This window comes from Microcoleus sp. AT9b-C3 (assembly GCF_036705485.1).
Lineage (GTDB): Bacteria > Cyanobacteriota > Cyanobacteriia > Cyanobacteriales > Microcoleaceae > Microcoleus.
The window spans coordinates 1-18,676 of the sequence record NZ_JAUBUR010000064.1 but is presented as its reverse complement, the minus strand read 5'-3'; the positions used below and the strand labels follow the sequence as shown (position 1 = coordinate 18,676).

General features: G+C 42.6%; 8 protein-coding genes. All 8 read right to left on the bottom strand.

The annotated features are described in order from the left end of the window. Positions 1–72 precede the first annotated feature (72 nt). The 8 genes from QUB77_RS30185 to QUB77_RS30150 all read right to left on the bottom strand — a co-directional run bounded on the left by QUB77_RS30185 (position 73) and on the right by QUB77_RS30150 (position 18,386). Positions 73–924 (bottom strand): MoxR family ATPase, encoded by an 852-nt coding sequence (locus tag QUB77_RS30185; RefSeq protein WP_333180667.1) that lies wholly within the window; start codon positions 922–924, stop codon positions 73–75. Beyond that, a complete protein-coding gene (locus QUB77_RS30180; RefSeq protein WP_333180668.1) occupies positions 909–2,015 on the bottom strand; it encodes a hypothetical protein in 1,107 nt (368 codons plus the stop codon). Before QUB77_RS30180 ends, QUB77_RS30185 begins: the two co-directional genes overlap by 16 nt. Positions 2,016–2,149: 134 nt before the next feature. Next, a complete protein-coding gene (locus QUB77_RS30175) occupies positions 2,150–4,900 on the bottom strand; it encodes a metallophosphoesterase (RefSeq protein WP_333180669.1) in 2,751 nt (916 codons plus the stop codon). Between the two features lie 47 nt (positions 4,901–4,947). Beyond that, on the bottom strand, positions 4,948–7,941 hold the full coding sequence (locus QUB77_RS30170; protein ID WP_333180670.1) for a CHAT domain-containing protein: 2,994 nt from the start codon (positions 7,939–7,941) through the stop codon (positions 4,948–4,950). A 174-nt stretch (positions 7,942–8,115) separates the two neighbouring features. Next, positions 8,116–10,191: a CHAT domain-containing protein gene (locus QUB77_RS30165; protein ID WP_445251902.1), complete on the bottom strand. Its 2,076-nt coding sequence runs from the start codon at positions 10,189–10,191 to the stop codon at positions 8,116–8,118. 1,070 nt (positions 10,192–11,261) lie between these two features. Further along, positions 11,262–14,099 (bottom strand): CHAT domain-containing protein, encoded by a 2,838-nt coding sequence (locus QUB77_RS30160; protein ID WP_333180671.1) that lies wholly within the window; start codon positions 14,097–14,099, stop codon positions 11,262–11,264. A gap of 245 nt (positions 14,100–14,344) precedes the next feature. Continuing rightward, on the bottom strand, positions 14,345–15,526 hold the full coding sequence (locus tag QUB77_RS30155; protein WP_333180672.1) for a hypothetical protein: 1,182 nt from the start codon (positions 15,524–15,526) through the stop codon (positions 14,345–14,347). A 226-nt stretch (positions 15,527–15,752) separates the two neighbouring features. Next, positions 15,753–18,386: a DEAD/DEAH box helicase gene (locus QUB77_RS30150; RefSeq protein WP_333180673.1), complete on the bottom strand. Its 2,634-nt coding sequence runs from the start codon at positions 18,384–18,386 to the stop codon at positions 15,753–15,755. Between the last annotated feature and the right edge of the window lie 290 nt (positions 18,387–18,676).

Sequence of the window (18,676 nt, the reverse complement as noted above, 5' to 3'; positions counted from 1 at the left end):
TACTAACGAACATACATTTGATTTCCCCAAAATACGTCAATATAGTTACACACAGAAAATCATTTAGGATTGCTATAGTGCTTTGTCTTCAGGATATTGTTGCAGTATTGTAAACCAATCAATTAACTCACTGGTACTTACCTTTTTACCAGTTCTGCCACTGTCTGTTTCCATCTGCTCTCTTAATAGATCAAAACTTTTTACTGCGGCTCCAACAACATTTGAATTTGTATTGGGAAAATGAGCGTTAATGATGTTAATTAATTCAGACTCATCAGGGAATTCGATATAGTGAAATAGGCAACGACGTAAGAAAGCATCCGGTAAATTTTTTTCGTCATTACTGGTAATAAATATAATCGGTGGTTCTTTCGCCTTAATTTCGTATTCTTTCTCTGCTTCTTTTTCCTTAACTTTTATCTCCTGTATGGTAAACCGCTTTTCATCTAACACCTGGAGTAAATCGTTAGGAAAGTCAATATCAGCTTTATCAATTTCATCAATTAGAACCACAGTACGCTGCGAATTTCCAAAAGCACGACCTAATGGCCCTAGCTTGATGTAATTCCAAAGCTTATCAACTTTCGAGAGTTTTTGTTCGTCAAGACGTGCTAATTGGGCATCGTGGAGGCGAGCGATCGCATCGTAAGTGTAACAACCATCCTTTGCCTTGGTTGTAGACTGAATATACCAAGACTCATAGGGTAAGCCTAGCTCATAAGCCACAGCATGAGCCAAGCGAGTTTTCCCGCTACCAGGTTCACCTTTGAGCAATAAAGGACGTTTTTTTAAAAAAATGGTGAGATTGACTGCTTCAACCAATTCTGGTGAAGGTATATAAGGTTCAAGTCCATAAACTTCACACTCCTCTGGGGAGGGTCGCTTTTCGCCCGTATAGATGCGAGGTATCACTGAATCAACCATTTTGCCAATCCTCCTTCCCAGCTAAAACCACAGTGGTAACAAATTCTTTGATAAACCAAATCGGGAACGCCTCCTTGAGACTCTTCCAGTAATGTCTCAACACATAAATTTTCAGGTACTACCTCTGCGGCTGCTGCCATGGCCACCCATTCATTAAGCTTCCTTACTGGAAATCGACTAGCAGGAGGTAAAGAAAGAGGAATTCTAGGTAAATCTGGGTGATTAACTTGCCAAGCTAAAGAAAGTCCTGATTTGCATATATATCCTTTATTATCTACCAAAAACATGGCTAAATATGTTTCTCGCTGATTGTTTTTTTGTACCAATGGTTGCCAAAATTCCTGAATTAACTCTGGTAAAAAGCTTATATAACTACGATGGGCATCTGAAAAGATAAAAATTAAATGTTGAGTTTGCAAAAGCTCAAAAATTTGATCTATTATTTTAGTTGCTGGCAGCCAATTAGTCTGGTTCTTATCCAGTAAGTGTTTGCCAATCTCACTCCATAAGTTGGATATGCCTTCCATGCCACCAACTTTAATTTTTATTCGTCGCCCATTTCGTAACTTAGATAATTGAGATAGTCTGGTAACCAAAGTCTCTTGCCCGAATTTTTCTTCGCCATGAACCAGGAAAGCTGCTGTTTTGTTGTAACTTGGCGAATCTAATACTTCCATCACGGCTTCTTCCTGCTCGTCAAAGTCAATACGGAGAAGCGATTTAAAAAGTCTATGTTCAGATTGAGGTACTTGTTGCTGACAAGCTTGAGGCTGGTTCTTCCATGCTTCAACCTTGGTGCATAAGTCATCAAGCTTAGTCCAGAGCATATCATCTGGATGCTGGCAATCTCTTAATTGTTTCAAAAAAATTGGAAATATCCAACCATATAATCGATGCTCTGAGCAAAACAAAACCTTAAAGTTGAAGTCAAATAAATTTATTGGACTCTTAGCATCTTTTAGTTGCAATTTTATAAAAGAAAGTTCATCAACAACGCAAAGCGAACGCAGACTTTCACAGCTTTCAAACTGTTCACACTCCAAAAAAAGTTCTCTGCATAATTGATAGAGTTCAGAGGGTGGCGCTTTCACAATCAATCTCCCACAGCTTGTAACAGCCCAGTAATCGCTGATATGCCTGGACACCATCTTGATAATTTCGTCCCCACAGTGGAAACTCTTGCTCAGTCTCCCTACTAAAGACTTCTTGCAAATAACAGGATAATTCATTCATACCGTTGAAACAATTCAAAATCTCTCGATAAAGTCTGCTGGTTATCATCTAAGTCAAAGGAATAATCTGGCACAATTTTTCTTTGTCCTCCTTGCAAACGTGCTTCACGAGGCCAGAACATCAACTTACCCTTGTTTTCACTTAGTTCAATTTTACCAGCCGTGTAGCCATGCAGACGATTGAGGCTTTGTCCTGTTTTCGTTTCATAGTATTCTAACCCACAGAGCGATCGCCCTTGCCAAATTCGCCTAGCTTCAGTACCGCCTTGAACAATCTCTGTAGAATTAGCTTCATGTAGATGACCGCATAGGTGAACGGCAAAACGACCGCGAGCGGTAATTTCTCCATTCAAGTGCGCTTGGGCATCAGGGGTCAACCAACTTGGCGGATGATGCGTTAGTACCAGGCAGGCGTCATGCTGCTTTGCCCAAGCTGGGCCATCACCGTCACTAGCCTGGTGAAATTGGCGGGGATGGATAGCCAGCTTGCCCTCATAGTTTTCACCAGTAAGCTGAAGAAAGCTGGTATTCAAACCTAAAATTCCCAGCTTGGCATCATTCTTTTCAATAGTGGCTGAAAAATCACCTGGTAAAATACCAGCTTTTAGATGTTCTGGCTTAAAGGGTTGCCTTTCCCACCATGTTATGTAGTTTTCAAAGGCTTTTGTAACAACTTGGCGATAGGAAGATTCTGCATTATGCCAAAATTCTTCTTGTACATCCGGTTCCTTTAACCACCGCTGGAGTAATTTTACCGCAGGATCTTTTGTGTTAGGTCTGACTAAATCGTGATTTCCCGGTACTGCTAGCAGCTTAGGAGATGAACCCAATTGAGCGAAATAATCCCATAGTTGTACCAAAAGCCGATCAAGCTTTTCAAATTCTTCAGCACTGCCTCGCTGGGTCAAGTCACCAGTAAATAAAACTAAGTCCCACGACCCACTTTTATCGTGAAGTCTCTTTAAATCTTCAAAAAATATTTCTTTTACACCAGGCCAGAGCCAATCCTGGTCTCTCATGCCTTGATGAAAGTCGGTTAGGTGTAACCAACTAAAGCTGCTGTTAATTGAGTTGACAAGCTGGTATGTTTGATATTGCTTTGTCAAAGCTTCAACCTGCTTGCCTAAGTCATTCAGATGATTCGATCGTATATCATTGGGATCGTAAGCTTGCTTTAATTCTTCCAAAAAGATAGGGAATATCCAGCCATCTGATTTGTGTTCTGCTTTAAATAGAAGAGGAAAATTTAAGTCAAATAACTCTAAAGGATTGCTCGCATCTTTTAATTGATTTATGATAAAATTAAGGCTTGCAGTAGAACAAAAAGCACGCAGCCTTTTATAACTTTCAAACTGTTCGCACTCCAAAAAAACATTTCTGCATAATTGACGTAGTTCAGATGATGGCGCTTCCACAGGTAATCTCCTAACAGATGCTATTGCTCTGGAATCGATGGGATACCTGCCTTGTATTCTATCGTTTACAGAGTTATCTGGATAATATAACTTTTTTGGTAAAGTGAGTGCAAGTTGTTGCTTTGGCTCCCACGAGTCCCTGTCAAACTGAAGTTCACTTGCAACTGCTTCAGTAGCAATGCTTTCCTGGATCGTCGCTTTGAGATGTTGCAAGCGATCGCGCCCTGGAGCTAGGAAGCGCCGATCCGCTTGAATTTGACGTTGCAGTTTATTACGGACATAATCCAAAAACTGTTGCCACGCACTTAAGTCAGTTTCAGGTAGCGCCTCTAACTTTTCCAGCTTCGCCCTGTAATTCTGCTCGTTGATAGCAATGGTGTTTTCGTGGCTATCCAAGTCTCCCAAGTAGCCTGCATACTCAATATCTATCTCCCGTAACTCTGTCAACAATTGCCGAAAGTGCCTTTGCCGATCTAGTGATTGGGAAATTTGACTGAAACTGTTCCGATGCTGTTCTATGCGGTTATACAGTTGTTTTAGCTGGCGATCGCACCAACGAGATTCGTGATAAACATACTGGATCTTATGACGACACCACAGCAGATAAAGCAATAACTCAGATGCCTTATCCATGTCGTCTGGATTCATACTTTTGCATTTAAACCAAACTAGAATATGGAGTTGTTTACTTGGGTCTTTATGTCGGCTTTCATACTCAAAAATTGGATTTCCTAACAAATAACCCGTATTTATTAGCTCAGTTTTATCTGTTTCTGGGACTAATTGAACAACACAAGCATCTGCTAAACCTTGATAGTTTTTCTGTAATTCAATTGGTTGCCCAAACAATAATAGTGTTTGCCCTAAAGAAGCTTGAATATGTGAGGGTAGTAGTAGGTATTGCGGATTAAGCTTGCATAATTGAGACAGAAAAAATATTTCTTGAGAAGACAGGGTTAAATCGATCGCATAACTATCATGCAATCGATGTGGGCAGAGTAATCCCTGAAGTAGGAAGCCATCTGGTTGAGCAATTATTTGAAAATCTAAACTCGCTTGTCGATTGACTAATAAAGTACAATATTCGCTTTCCAGATTATCTTCTGCTTCGGGAAAATACTGGTGATTTTGATAGCTAATCAGTTGTTGCTGTAGATTTTGCAATTCTGGAATATCAAGCTTATTTCCCCAATCTACCAATTGTTCCCACAACCGAGGTGCTTCTGGTACAGTCGGCTGTACTCCCTGGTTGATGCTGTTTCGTAGATGGAAAGCGTAGAGGGTGAGACTGGGGCTACGCAGTCCCCAGTTCTGGGGTATTTCGTTCATGTTTGGATAGCTTAGACAGCCTAAGATCTATTATCCAGCTTTCTTCATTACTGACCAATGGCGCTAAATGCTGCCCAATGACGGGGATGTTGAAAGGGTTTGGAGTTATCATCCAGTTGATGCAATCGGCGACGCAAGCCCATTCTCAAAGTAGGACTCAAGATACTGCGATTGGCTTCTATCCAATCTTCCAGTTCCATTTTTGTGACTTCCAGTAGCCAACGTTGAGCCTCGTTGAGAGCAATGCTGGCGACTACTCCTTGTTGGAAAATTTGGTAGAACTTCACCATCAAGAAAGCCGTGGACAAGTCGCCTACTGACCACAGAGACACAATTACACTCTTGACTCCTGCCGCAATCAGACACCGGGACAGCCCAATCACCCCATCCCCTGTAATTTTACCCTGTCCGGTACTACAGGCACTCAATACAACCAGTTCAGCATTTAGCTTCATATTATAAATTTCGCCAGCCGTGAGGAAGCCATTGTCTCCATCGCTGGGAGCAAGGGCGATCGCCCCCGGTACGCCTAGCTGCCGGATATCATCTAATAGTCCGTGAGTTGCCAGGTGAATCAACCGTGCCTTTGGCATTTGCTCTACAACATTAACTTTTGTGGCGGCTGCACCCGTGATGGGTTGGGTTTGCAAGAGGGGGGCGATCGCTTTTGCTTCAGTTCCTGACCAAGGTAATTCCTGTAATTGTAGGGGCGGTTCAGTTAGGGGAATTGTTGGCATCCAGGGATTTCCCACTACCAGTGCTTCTAGAGGAGTTTCCTGTGCTTCTATGCTCCGTTTTTGGATCAACTCTAATACCTGAATCGAGGGAGCCGTGAGAACTGTGTGTTTCTCAATAAGGAATTTGCCTTCAGAATCTTGGAGAGATGAAAAGGGAACCAGCAATAGGATATCTTGGGGGATAAAGACAACAGGTGTATTAGACCGGGTGTGTAAGAGGTGCGCGATCGGTTCAATTAAAATTTGATAGAGTTGGTGGAGCTGCGGATATGTCAAATTTGCATTTAGTTGGGGAGCAGGGCTAGCAGGAATTGAGGCATCGTGGTGGCTTTCGATAATACCAAGAGATTCGCGGGCTTTAATAACTAACTTGAAGAGAGAAGTGTTTTTTTGCTGGAGCGATTTAATATCTTTTTGGGAAAAATTTATACCCCCAGTAGGGTTAACAACCCAAATCAAAAGCTTCATTCCAGAATCAACTATTGAATATTCGACCAGGGTATAATTTATATTATCGGCAATCTCTTGAATTTTTTGGCTAGATAGGCAATCAATTACATTTGGCTTAGTATCCGCCTCAAATAGACGCTTTATCAACAGTTCAACAAATGCTCTAGTACGCCCTCGTTCTGCAATCTCCAAGGCTTCTTCTTGTCTATTTAAAGCAACTAAAACTTCTTGTAGTTGACGATAGCTTGTGGATTGACGTTCAAAAATTGAGATTTTTTGTGGATATTTTAAATCGAACCGGAGAGATTCCCAAACATCAATAGCTTGATAAAACGTAGTTTTTGCTTCTTCTAAAATGCTCAACGAGAAAAGAGCGGCTCCTATATTATTTAAACAAGTTCCAATTCCAGATAAATCTCCTATTTTTTTGGTAATAAGTAGAGATTGGTGATAATAGTTTAAAGATAAATCAATATCACCTAAAGCCTGATAAGCAGATCCTAGAACAGACAAAGCATCAGCTTCACCTTGGCAATAACCAATTTCTTTTACAATATTTAAATCTTGTTGATAATACTCAATAGCCTTCTCATATTGATTAATAAAATAGTAATAATTACCTAAATTACCTAAACAAATCGCTTCCCCTTTACGATCTCCAATCTCTTGTTTAAGACTTAAAGCTAATTGATAACATTCAAGGCCTTGTTGAAATTGTTTTAAGGCTTGATAACTTAACCCTAAGTTTATCAAAGAATTCGACTGTCCTTGCCGATCTCCAATTTCCTTGGAAATTCCTAAAGACTTTTGATTATACTCTATCGCCTGTTTATACTCTCCACAAACATAATAAATAATGCCGAGATTATCTAAAGCACCTGATTCTAGTTTACGATCTTTGTTGTTTATCGCAATCTCTAAATCTTGCTGCTGATATTCAATTGCTTTCTGATACTCTCCTAATGATTTATAAACGCATCCTAAATTACCCAATGCCGCAGCTTCTAATGTGTAATCTTTAACTGTTCGGGCTATTTCAAGGCTTTGCTTGTGATATTTGATTGCTTTTTTGTATTTTCCACTTGCCTCTAACGTTAAACCTAAATTTGCTAAAGAAGCTGCCTTTAATTTGCTATCTTTAATTTTTCTAGAAGCAACTAATGATTTGATATTATAGGTTCTTGCTAATAAATATTCTCCTAGATAGCGGTAAGTATTACCCAAATTATTGTAAATATGCACTTCTTCTTTATAATTTCCTATGTCTTGAAATAATTTTAAGGCAGCTTGATGATATTTTATTGCTTTATGATACTGGCCTATAGACCCAGAAGCACATCCTAAAAAACTAAGCGATTTTACTTCTCCTTCGCAATACCCGATATCTCTAGCGATCGCAACAGCTTGTTGAAGACACGCGATGGCTTTTTTGTACTCTCCCTGTGAATAGTAAGCCCGCCCCAGGCTATTAAGGCAAGCGCCTTCCCCTCTACGGTTTCCCATTACCCAATCAATAGCTAGTGCTTGTTGCCATAGTTGTAAGGCTACATCCAATTGGCCCTCCTGAAATTGTTGCTCCCCGTGGTCAAACAGCCTGTCACTTTCTTCTCTTTTAGAAATTGTTAAGGAATGGCAATAAACTCCAAGCCTTAACCCCACAATATTCATCAACTGATTAGCGTTGTTGAAATGGTTCTGCTTTATCAGATCGGATGCAACTTGTAACATTGTCATTACTAATCTGGCATCATGTAAATCTGGGTGAGCCTGTAAAATTTCTATTTCTTGACCCTGGGTGCAGGTTAGCAACAAATTTATTAGATTTAGATAGCTTTGATGGCGTTCTTCATTCATAGTTATTGCATTTTTTCTGCCAAATGTGCCTTCACTATTTCTTCTCGGAGGTCTACCCAATATGCTTTCATTAGCTTTGACTACAACAATGATATTTTATTGTGCCTCATAACAGCGGGAAATCCTGTTATTCCTCAGCGGTATCTGTTTCTTCAGGTTCAGGGTAAATTGAATTCATTGTCCGATCGCACAAAATGCAGCCCAGTGAAAGGGTGATTTAAAGGGTTGCTCATTATCTGATATTTTATTTAGCCTGCGACGCAAACTCATTTTGAGAGTTGCATCTAGAGAGATTTTATTTTCTGAAATCCATTCTTGCAGTTCTTTTTTGGTCAGGTTTCGCAGCCAAATTTGAGCTTGGTTGAGAGCGATCGCTACCTTGTTACACACCGAAATATTTTGATAAAATTTAATCATTAAAAAAGCTGTTGATACATTTTGAACTGTCCATAAACTGCTAACAACACTGGGACTTCCTGCATAGAGAAAGCTACTGGGAATTCCAACGTATTCATCGCTGAGAATTTTGTAATTAGTTAGACCTGTTTCGCAGGCGGAAAGGGTAACCAGACGACATTGGGAAAGGTCAAGGTCAAAAAATTCTCCAAGAGTAAGACGTTCCCCTTCTGCTAATAACAGCGCTGAGTCTAGGGGAGATTCAAAATTAAACTCGCCATGACAGGAAAAATGAATGCAGTTTGCTAAACTGAGTTGGGAGTTTTGGACTACCTCTCTCGTCTCATTATCTTTAATCTTTACTTCTACAAGGGCGGCTTTTTTGGCAGCCTTTTCAACAAAAACATCAGCCTGAGAGAAGTAATGCTGAATAATTCCGACTTCAACACTCGTATAGCCTAAATCTTGAGTGGGATTTTGAATAGCCAAGAGTCGATTGAAATTAGACCGCTCTTGGTTTTGAGTTAGTTGTAATAGCTGGCATGAGGGAGCATATCGTACCCCTTTGGGGAAGCGGTCTAGAAGGCAACCCCATTCAGATAAAGGTAAAGCATGGAGGGGAATCAGATGCAAAAAGCGATGAGGAATTAAGATGATTTGGTCGTAGTCGCTTGGGAAACTATTAATAATGTCATCAATGTGCAGGATTTCGGAGAGGCGGTAAAGGCGATCCGAGAGTTTCTGAATCCATTGCTCTCGGTTTTGTTGGTAGTCTTGCAAATATTCCTCTTGCCAATCTAAAAAAGCTTGTCGTTCTTCAGCAGAGGATGACCAGACTTGAGGATGCTGAGATTGGTGGGTGATGACGAAAGTGTAGAAGTTATTATCGGTAATATACCACTCAATAATAGCAGCGCGATCGTCTATAAGGTTTTGAATCTCGTTAGAGGAGATAGGTTTAACTTGTCGGGTAGCTCTAAAGTTGGGGTCTATAGGATCGATTTCGGTAGCAATCAAATTATCTAGCTGTTGAAGCAATTCATTGAGGCGGTCGCGGTCTTTTAGCCAAGCTGCTGAATCCAGCGTCGGTTCACCAGTACCAGAAATTATGCCGCCTGAACGATTGTGCTCGGCTATATCTAGGCGACGTTGTTCTGCTACAACTTCTCGACGCAATCGCTTTAGTTCGTTGAGGACAGTTTCAGAAATATCACCTTTAGGGTAAATGTCACGGCTGGCAAGAAGTTCAACTAAATTCCGAGCTTTGCTGCGCTCGACATATTCAAGTCCTTTGTCTGACTGGTTATTATTAATGCAGGCTTGGACTACGCTAGCGTAAGCATCAATCGCTGCTGAAATAATGTCTTGACGCCTTGCATCTGTAATAGCCCAGGCACGGCTTTGTTCTACTGCTTCGATAGCAATGCTATAACCCTCAATTGCATCTGCCCATTGCCTTGCAAGTAAAGCAGCATCACCAAGGTTACGTCCATTTCTCAGGCAATCTATAGGAAAGTCAGTAGATGTTTGAATTTCCAGAGCTAATTTACAACAAGTGATTGCCTTAGTTGCCTGCCCTAGTTTGAGGTAGACAAAGCCTAAATTGTTTTGGAGCGTAGCCCAATCTTGAGGAAATGCCTTACGGGTGTAAACTTGCAAAGTGACTTGGTAAGTTAAAATGGCTTTTTCCAGATTCTGTCGCCTGTCGCCCTTAATTCGATAAAGATAGGCATTACCCAGATTAGTTTGAGTTACAGCCCACTTTTCTGGAAGAGTTTCTTGAGTACGCACCTGCAGTGCATTTTGGTAGCAGTGAATTGCATCCTCTATGTTTTCGCTCTGATCGCCTTTCATACGGTTGCGGTAAGCATTACCTAGATTATTTTGAGTTGTTGCCCAATCTTGAGGAAGCATCTCACAAGTGCGAACTTGCAAAGCTCTCTTATAAGCTGCTATAGCTAACTCCAGATTATTTGCTCGGTCACTATTAATTCTGTCAAGGTAAGCATCACCCAAATTATTTTGCAGCGTAGCCCATTTTTCCGGAAAAGCTTCTTGAGTGTAAACTTGCAAAGCTGACTGGCAAGCTGAAATTACCTTCTCTATATTTTCAGCGCGATCGCCGCGAATACGGTCATAGTATCCAGCTCCCACATTGTTTTGAACTGTTGCCCATTGCTCCGGAAAAGCCTCTTTGGTATAAACTTGCAAAGCTAATTGGCAAGCTGCAATTGCCTTCTCTATATTTTCATATCGAGTACCACGAATCCTATCGCAGTAAGTAATTGCCAGATTGTTTTGGAGCGCTGCCCATTTCTCCGGAAAAGCTTCTTGAGTAAGAACCTTTGCAGCTATTTCATAACCGGTAATGGCAATTTCTAAATTATCTGCTCTACTTCCCAGTGGGAAATTCCGAATTAGGTTACTGAAATTAGCAAGATATCCTGCCATGCTTTGTGCTTGTATTGGCTCCATTGCTGACAAGGTAGGTGTCAGCCAGTTATTTAAAAATCTTGCTAACTGTTCATCAAGTTTATCTAGGTTTTCTTGCAGTAGAAGATGCAATTTTTGTGTTTTAGCATCACTGTTACTACTTAAAGTTAGTGCATACCTTAAAAAATTAGCAGTCTCTATTAGCGGAGTTTCTGAAGAATTGGCTTTTTTTGTTCTTTTGGCTATAGTCTTATAAGATACTGATAGTCCCAGATGTTCAGCTAGCTGACTAGATATTTTTAATAAAAAATCAGCAACGTTGTGATCGCCTCGCTCTACCAGTACATCTACTACCTGTTCTATAGTTTTCACTAACCCGGCATCAATCAAGCTTGGATTAGCGTTCAAAATTTCTGACACTTGACTGCTGGAACAAGCCCGTAGCGCATTAATCAACTTTAAGTAATCTTCTCGCCGTTTTTCATCCATAATTACCGACCGATCGCACAAAATGCTGCCCAATAAAAAGGAGACTGAAACGGCTGTCGATTCTGCCGGAACCGGCGTGCCAGCGAAATCTTCAGCGTTGGAGCCAAAGGCAACTGTTGTTCCTCCATCCACTGTTGTAACTCATCGCCAGTAGCATCTCGCAACCAGCGTTGAGCCTGATTGAGTGCTACTGCCACAGATGACCCCTGTTGCAGATTCTGGTAAAACTTGGCTACCAAGAATGCCGTAGATATATCGCTAATCGTCCACAGCGAACTGACGACGCTGGGACTTCCTGCATACAGAAACCCGCTGGGTAAACCAATGTACTCATCGCTGAGGGAAGTCGGATCGGTCAAACCTGTCTCGCAAGCCGAAAGCGCCACCAAACGGCACTGACTCAGATTTAGTCCAAAAATTTCCCCCAGCGTCAGACAACGTTCTAACTCAAGAGCCTTCAGATCCACACCTGCCAGCACCAGGGCAGAGCGTAAAGGAGATTCTAGATCGAAAATGCCGTGACAGGCAAAGTGGACGCAATGAGCCGCTTGCAAACGCTGGTTGCCGATCGCCTCTTTGCGTGCCTCTGCTTTCACCAAAATCTCCGCGTGGGGATGAAAAGTCTGTCGGACAATTGCCATCTCGATATCGCTGTATGTCAAATCCAGGGTGGGGTTTTGCACCCCAAACAGATGGCTGAAGTTGGTGCGGTTCCAGCTTTGAGTTAACTGCAATAGCTGACAACTGGGAGCATAGCGCACGCCGCCGGGAAACTTATCAAGCAAGCACAGAGTGTCAGAAGGTTGCTTCTCACTTACCACTGGCGATTGCCCCTCGCCTACAGGCAAGGCATGAAGCGGAAACAGATGCAAAAATCGGTGGGGGATGAGAATGAGTTGAGAACAGTCCGAGGGGATAACAGACAGGAGATAATCCAAGTGCAGGATGGTAGCAAGTTGCTGAAGTTGCTCATTTAGAGTGCTTTGCCACTGCTGCTTGTTATCGTAGTATGTCGTCAGATAGGTGCTAATCCACACCATCAGTGCTTGATAGTCTTGGGTGGATGACTGCCAGACAAAGGGAGTTTGACTGTGCGGTGCGACAATAAAAGCAAGAAATGTCTCCTCAGCGATATACCACTCAATTAGTGCCGTTTGGGAATTGGGGAGCAAATCTCGTACTTGCTGAAAGGTGACAGGTTCAACTCTTTGAGTTAGGTTGAAGGTGGGGTCATAGGGCTGGATGTCCCGATGAATCAGTTCATCCAGTTCTTGTTGGAGTTGGTTCAGGTAGGTGCGAGACTCCTGAAATGCAGCTAGAGCGGGTAACGTCTCCAAATTGGCTATCTCACCGACTCCCGATCGCATTTCAATCCGGCGTTGTTCCGTCACAATCTCTCGCCGCAGCCGATCCAATTCCTCAATGACTGTTTGCGGAACGTTACCTTTAGGGTACAGGTCGCGTGCAGCTAGAAGTTCAACTAAATTGCGGGCTTTGCTGCGTTCGACATATTCCAAAGCGAGATCGGTCTGGTCGGTATTGATGCACGCTTGCACCATCTTGGCATAAACATCGATCGCTGCCGACAAAATTTCCTGACGGCGTTTGTCGGTATTCGCCCAACTGCGACTTTGTTCTACAGCATCAATAGCAGTACTATAACCCGCGATCGCTTCCTTCCATCGGTTCGCCCCAAACGCCAAATTGCCCAAATTACGCCCTGCTGTCAAACACTCAACCGGAAAATCACCGGGTTGATAGACTTCCAGAACTTGCCCAAAGCAGTGAATCGCCTCGTCAACCTTACCCAAATCTCGATAAGCAGCCCCCAGATTATTTTGAGTCATTGCCCAGTCTTTGAGAGATGCTTCTGGAGTGCGAATTCGGAGGGCTTGTTGAAAGCAATGGATGGCTTGCTCTAGGTTCTCAGTTAAATTCCCTTCGGAGTTACAGAGATAAGCGATGCCTAGATTGTTATAGGCAAGCGCCCAACCCAAAGGAAAATCCTCTTCGGTGTAAACAGTTAAAGCTTGCTCGTAGCACCGAATCGCTTTTGGCAAATCTTGCCTGTAGTGTTCGCGAACGCCGTAGAGGTAAGCATTTCCCAGATTATTTTGAACCATCGCCCAATCTTGAGGCGCGGTTTCTGGGGTAAACACCTGTAAGGCGTGCTGGAAGCATTGTATTGCTTGAGCGAGGTTTTCTTCCAGGTTGCCTAAGATGCGGTTGCGATAGGCATTTCCCAAATTATTTTGAGCGGTTGCCCAATCCAGGGGAAATTCCTCTAAAGTAAAGACTTGCAACGCAGATTGGAAAGCCGCGATCGCCACTTCCAAATTTTCTGCGGTGTCGCCTAGAATACGATTGCGGTAAGCTTCACCTAAATTGTTTTGAGTAATTGCCCAACTTGTGGGAAAAGCCTCTGGAGTGCGGACTTGCAACGCCCTACGAAAGTAAGCGAGCGCCATCTCTAAGTTTTCAGCGCGATCGCCGTGAATGCGGTAGAGGTAGGCGTTACCCAGATTGTTTTGAGCAATTCCCCAATCCCGGGGAAATTCCCTGCGGGTAAAGACATTACTCGCAATTTCGTGTCCGGTAATAATAATTTCTAGGTGGCTGGCTTTGTCACCTAACGGAAACTGCCTGAGCAAGATACAAAAGCTGACGATTACTTCAGTAATATCTCTGGCAATCTCTGGCTCTGCTTGAGGCAAGGTTGACAATGCCCAAGCTTGCAAGATATGTGCTAGAAACTCATCCAGTTTATCCAAATTTGCTTGCAACAGGGAGTAGATGATCTGGGGGTTGCGATCGCTCTCTTGCACAGTTTTGAGAATCAACTGGAGGAAGTCAAGATAGGCTTCGGGATTAGAAGGTAGTTTAAACTTCCTAATTAACCTATGGTACCCAATAAAATAGCGATTTAATAAGCTAATATTAAAAATTGTACAAGAGATAAGGCTTTGGTAAAAACTTCAGCCTCCTTGCACTCTATTAGTTTAGGGTGTATTGACTCAATGTGTGCGGAGTATGCGATCGGTCTTGCACCCTAAATTAGCAAATTATATAGGCTGCTAGATTTGTGCTAAAAATCGTCCAAATTAAACAGCGTCAATTGGTGAGGTGATGTTGTCTTCTTTTTGGGTCGGCGTTTGCCCTTTAAAACTTCTTGAACGACTGGATTTGAAGGAATTGATATCATCTCATTCAACTCAATAACTTCTGAACTTTCTCCTGAAATTATTTCACATTCACCTGGGCAATTAGTATGATTTTTAGCTAGTGAATCAACAGGTTCAAACCACTGATCATACCAGTAAGCAGCATTCATTGATTGGGGTCTATCGCTACTTAAAGTATTACCAAGGAGCAAATCAGTTTGACCCAACCACCAAATCGGAACAGCCAGCCAAGGTGAAAACATATAAAACTGAAACAAAGCGCATTTTAACAGAGTAGGGTCTATATCTTGACCGATACCGCTCAGACAGTAATTCGACTGTGTTAACATTAAAGCACCCGTACCGCACGCAGGTTCATTGAAGCTGGAAATTCGCTCTGTTTTATCACCACTGACTAACTTAGATATGAACTGACACAAAGCTAAGGGTGTCGGATAAAACCCTGAACTTTTTTGAGCAGTCTTTCCGCAAATTTGGGGTAGCAGCCGGCCCATGTAATCTTCAGGATACAGCATGAGAATTGACAGGTCAAACATCTGATAAAGACGCATGGATGCACCTTCACAGCCGGCGGGTTCTTTGGGTAAAATCTTGTAAGCTGGATGTCCGAATGCGAACAAAACCCAGTCCAAGAAAAACTCCAAATAGTCCCAAGCTGACCAAGTTTTCCATTCTCCATGTTGAGGAATGCAATTGAGAGTGTTATCTAGCATTGCTTCTGCGGTAGGAGAATGCTGCCATTCGATTTGGGGAATCGCTTCTGCTGGCAAAGTTTCCTCAATTACAAATTTGGGTAATTTTTCGGGTTTTCTGTTCTCCATAATGGCTAGCATTGGCTCCATCTTCCACCGCATCCAGGCAGGAGCGGGGACAGCTTGACACAAAGCCCAATAATCCCACCTTCCCCATAAACATCGGTCTATTTGTGCGAGAATTGTTAAAAGCCAGCCCGGCTTTAAATCTCGTTTGAGGTTAGGGATTAGAGCTTGCTTTTTCTTTGGTTTATAGGGTTGCTTTCTGAAATGTAACAGCGTTGACTCTCTAGTTTTGGAGTCAATAACTGGTAAGACAAGCTTGTTTTTCATGAGTAAAAGTCTGAAAAATGCACCCCTAAAAACCGCAGTAGCGGTTCGCACAATTCTATGTTGATGCAAGCAGCGTCTGGTTTAATAAAAACAGTAAAAAAAATTTGGGAATAGAGTGTAGCTATTTTCAAACAAAAAAGGTACACTCTATTCCCACTCCCATTTTCCCTATTTCTCTCTCCCTATTCCCCTTTCTCAGCCGTCTATTCCACCAATTTTTTGATATTTAAGGAGTAGAAAATGTTTCGCACAGCAACAGCCCCACCTGCTTGAGTAAAGCTTTATTGCCATCAGGGCATCCCGACTGAATCAAACATTTAGGACAGCCAGAACTGCAAGAACAACTGCGGGCTAACTCAGCAGCCGCATGAGCTAATTGAGGGAGAGAACGAAAAATAGCTTCCGAGGTTCCCGAACCCCCTTCTGCTAAATCGTAAAAGAGTCCTGCATAGTCATTTGCACCTCTCTTCTCTACCACAAAATTTACATCATTAGCTGAAGCCAAAATAGTCAGAGGTAAAGCGGCTAAAATTTGATGACCGAAACTGTGAATAGCCAACAAATTCGCGGGGTACTCCCACAACTGCTGATATCCGGGAGGAATCGGCTGTTGAGACTGAAGCAATTCCTGGCGAGTAGCTGTTACTACGTGTTGCAGGTAACATTCAACCGGGGAATTCAAACTAATTTGCAGTACAGGAGTCGCAAATTTGATTTCGTAAGGTTGCTCAAAGTTTACCTCATTAAGAACCGATGTTATCTCAGCCGAGCGAGTTCTCTTGCCACAAACAGGACAGACAGTACATTTTGATAAAGGCTCTCGGTAATTGACGCATTTTCTATTGAGACAAGTTAACTGGTAATTGCGAGTCAATAATTGATAACCCGTGACAAGTTGGCTAATTTCTCCCCAAGCCAGTTCCAGAATAGCTTGAGCTGGAATTGCATTACTATCCGTTGAATTGGTTTGAACATTTCCTTCAACTTCTGGAATAACCAACGGGATTTGTTGAGGCAAACTCAAATTCTGCTTGAGGCTGGTATCAGTGTGGCTAATCGCTACAGTAAACAGTCGAGTTTCAGGGATGTTTTGTAAAATAGCTTTGCCATTCAAGAGTGAGCGCGAAGTATAAGTCACCAAACAGCCGTCTGAGTTTTGCGTGCGGTAAATAGCACCCGGAAATACTTCTCGATAAGCAATCTCCGCACTGAGGAATTCAATCTCTTCTTGAGTCTCCGCATCCACCAGTTGTATCGTGCTAGCACCCGTTCCCCCTCGAAAGTTTACATCTTTATGCGGAAACCCCTTAGCCCATAATTTATCCCGGCTTTTGTGAAGAACACCTTGCTCAATTAAAGCCGTTGCAATTTGAGGAGCGCTTTTGCCAAAGTAGTGCTTGAGCTTATTGGCAGGAATGCCAGTTTCGACAGCCGCGCACATCAAATGTTTGGCAATATCTATGGGATAATTGGCATTAAAGCTCACTAATTCAGATTCGGCCGACAGCAACAATTCAGGGCGAGCGGCAAAATAGTTATCCAAAGGTGATTGTGCAATGGGAATGAAGATAATTAAACCGGAGTTTGTCCGACCGGTCCGGCCAGCCCTCTGCCTGAAAGCTTGCAAGCTTCCCGGCCATCCCCTAATAATAGCAAAGTCAAGTTGAGGCAAATCAATTCCCGCTTCGAGAGCGCTGGTGCTGAGGATACACTTAACTGTTCCTGACTTCAAAGAGTTAATAATTCCCATGCGGCGCTCGCTGGTTAAACTGCCGTAGAAAAGTGCTACTTGCGACTCAATTCCAGAGTTAGTTTGAGTTACAGCTTCTTGCTTAAAAGTTGCCCACAAGTTCTTAATTGCTTGTCTGCCGTTACCGAAGCAAATTCCGCTTTGCCCTTGCTGCAACAAAAACATAATGATGCGCGCAACATCGGAATTAGCATCATGAGTCGGTTTAGTAACAATTAATTGCCGTTCTGGGACAGCAGCTCCGCTAGAGTTAATCCAAACTAACCGCTCTGATTTATTGATATTTCGCTTGCGACTTCTACCAGATAGTAACTTCGCTAATTGAACGGGATTGCCAACGGTAGCACTCAACATCAGGAATTGCAGTTTTTGAGAAGAACCTCCGCGCTCGTCTACTGCCAATTTTAAGCGGCGAATTAAGCTAGCCATGTTAGCTCCGTAAACTCCGTTAAAAGTGTGAGCTTCATCTAGGACAATATAGCGGAGGCGACTTAAAAAGTGCTGCCAAGGCTGGCTCCAGTGAACCCCTTTCAGCGCATAGTGAATCAACTCTGGTGTTGCGCTGATTATGCTAGGATTTGTAGCCAATAATTGTTCTCTAGTTTGGGGAGGAGTATCGCCAGTTAGAAGGGCAAGGCGCGGGCGCGCAGGCTCAGGAATCAGTTGGAGCAAATCGGCAAGTTTTTGACTTTGATCGGCTGTTAAAGCTTTCAAGCCATAAATAGAGAGTGCAGTAAATTGATGTTGGAGAATGCCCTCTAAAATAGGCAAGTACGCACTTAAAGATTTGCCAGAAGCTGTTGCTGTGCTGAGGATGACATCTTTGCCCTGGCGCACGGCTTTGAGTGTTTTAATTTGGTGCGAATAAAGCTGTTGAATGCCTTGGCGGTGCAAAGCAGAAATTATTGAAGGTGGCAAGTCTTGAGGAATTTTGTAGAGTTTAGGAGTTGTAGCAGTCGCGATTGTCTGATAAATAACCTCTTCGCCTAAAAATTCACACAAATCGGCTGTTGCAGTTGGCTGCAAGTGGCTTGCTTCTAAGAAGTTATTTTGGTGAAAATCATGTCTGGCTATTAGTTGGGAAAAAAGGTTGATATAATTGGCAGGCATTGGTCACTCTAAGAATGAATCTTTCCTCTCTTACTACCGATAGGTAGGAAAAAGAACGAGAGAGGAAATTGCAAAAAAAACCACTGGGAGTCGGACTGAAATTGGTGGCAATTATGGGTTTTAATTCAGGAACTAGGGAAACGGTAGGCCTCTGGCTCACTGCGCTCACGCCCCGCCTCGTGAGACGCTAGCATTAACACAGTACACTTGCCATGTATAGCAATCCTAAATCATTATCAAGACTATGATACAATTATATGCAATACTCGATCGTGAATAAAAAAATGAAT

What these genes read in the sequence shown, in the direction of transcription:
- QUB77_RS30165 (WP_445251902.1), bottom strand. Translation starts at nt 10,191, where the DNA reads ATGAAAGGCGATCAGAGCGAAAACATAGAGGATGCAATTCACTGCTAC.
- QUB77_RS30175 (WP_333180669.1), bottom strand. Translation starts at nt 4,900, where the DNA reads ATGAACGAAATACCCCAGAACTGGGGACTGCGTAGCCCCAGTCTCACC.
- QUB77_RS30155 (WP_333180672.1), bottom strand. Translation starts at nt 15,526, where the DNA reads ATGAAAAACAAGCTTGTCTTACCAGTTATTGACTCCAAAACTAGAGAG.
- QUB77_RS30150 (WP_333180673.1), bottom strand. Translation starts at nt 18,386, where the DNA reads ATGCCTGCCAATTATATCAACCTTTTTTCCCAACTAATAGCCAGACAT.
- QUB77_RS30170 (WP_333180670.1), bottom strand. Translation starts at nt 7,941, where the DNA reads ATGAATGAAGAACGCCATCAAAGCTATCTAAATCTAATAAATTTGTTG.
- QUB77_RS30185 (WP_333180667.1), bottom strand. Translation starts at nt 924, where the DNA reads ATGGTTGATTCAGTGATACCTCGCATCTATACGGGCGAAAAGCGACCC.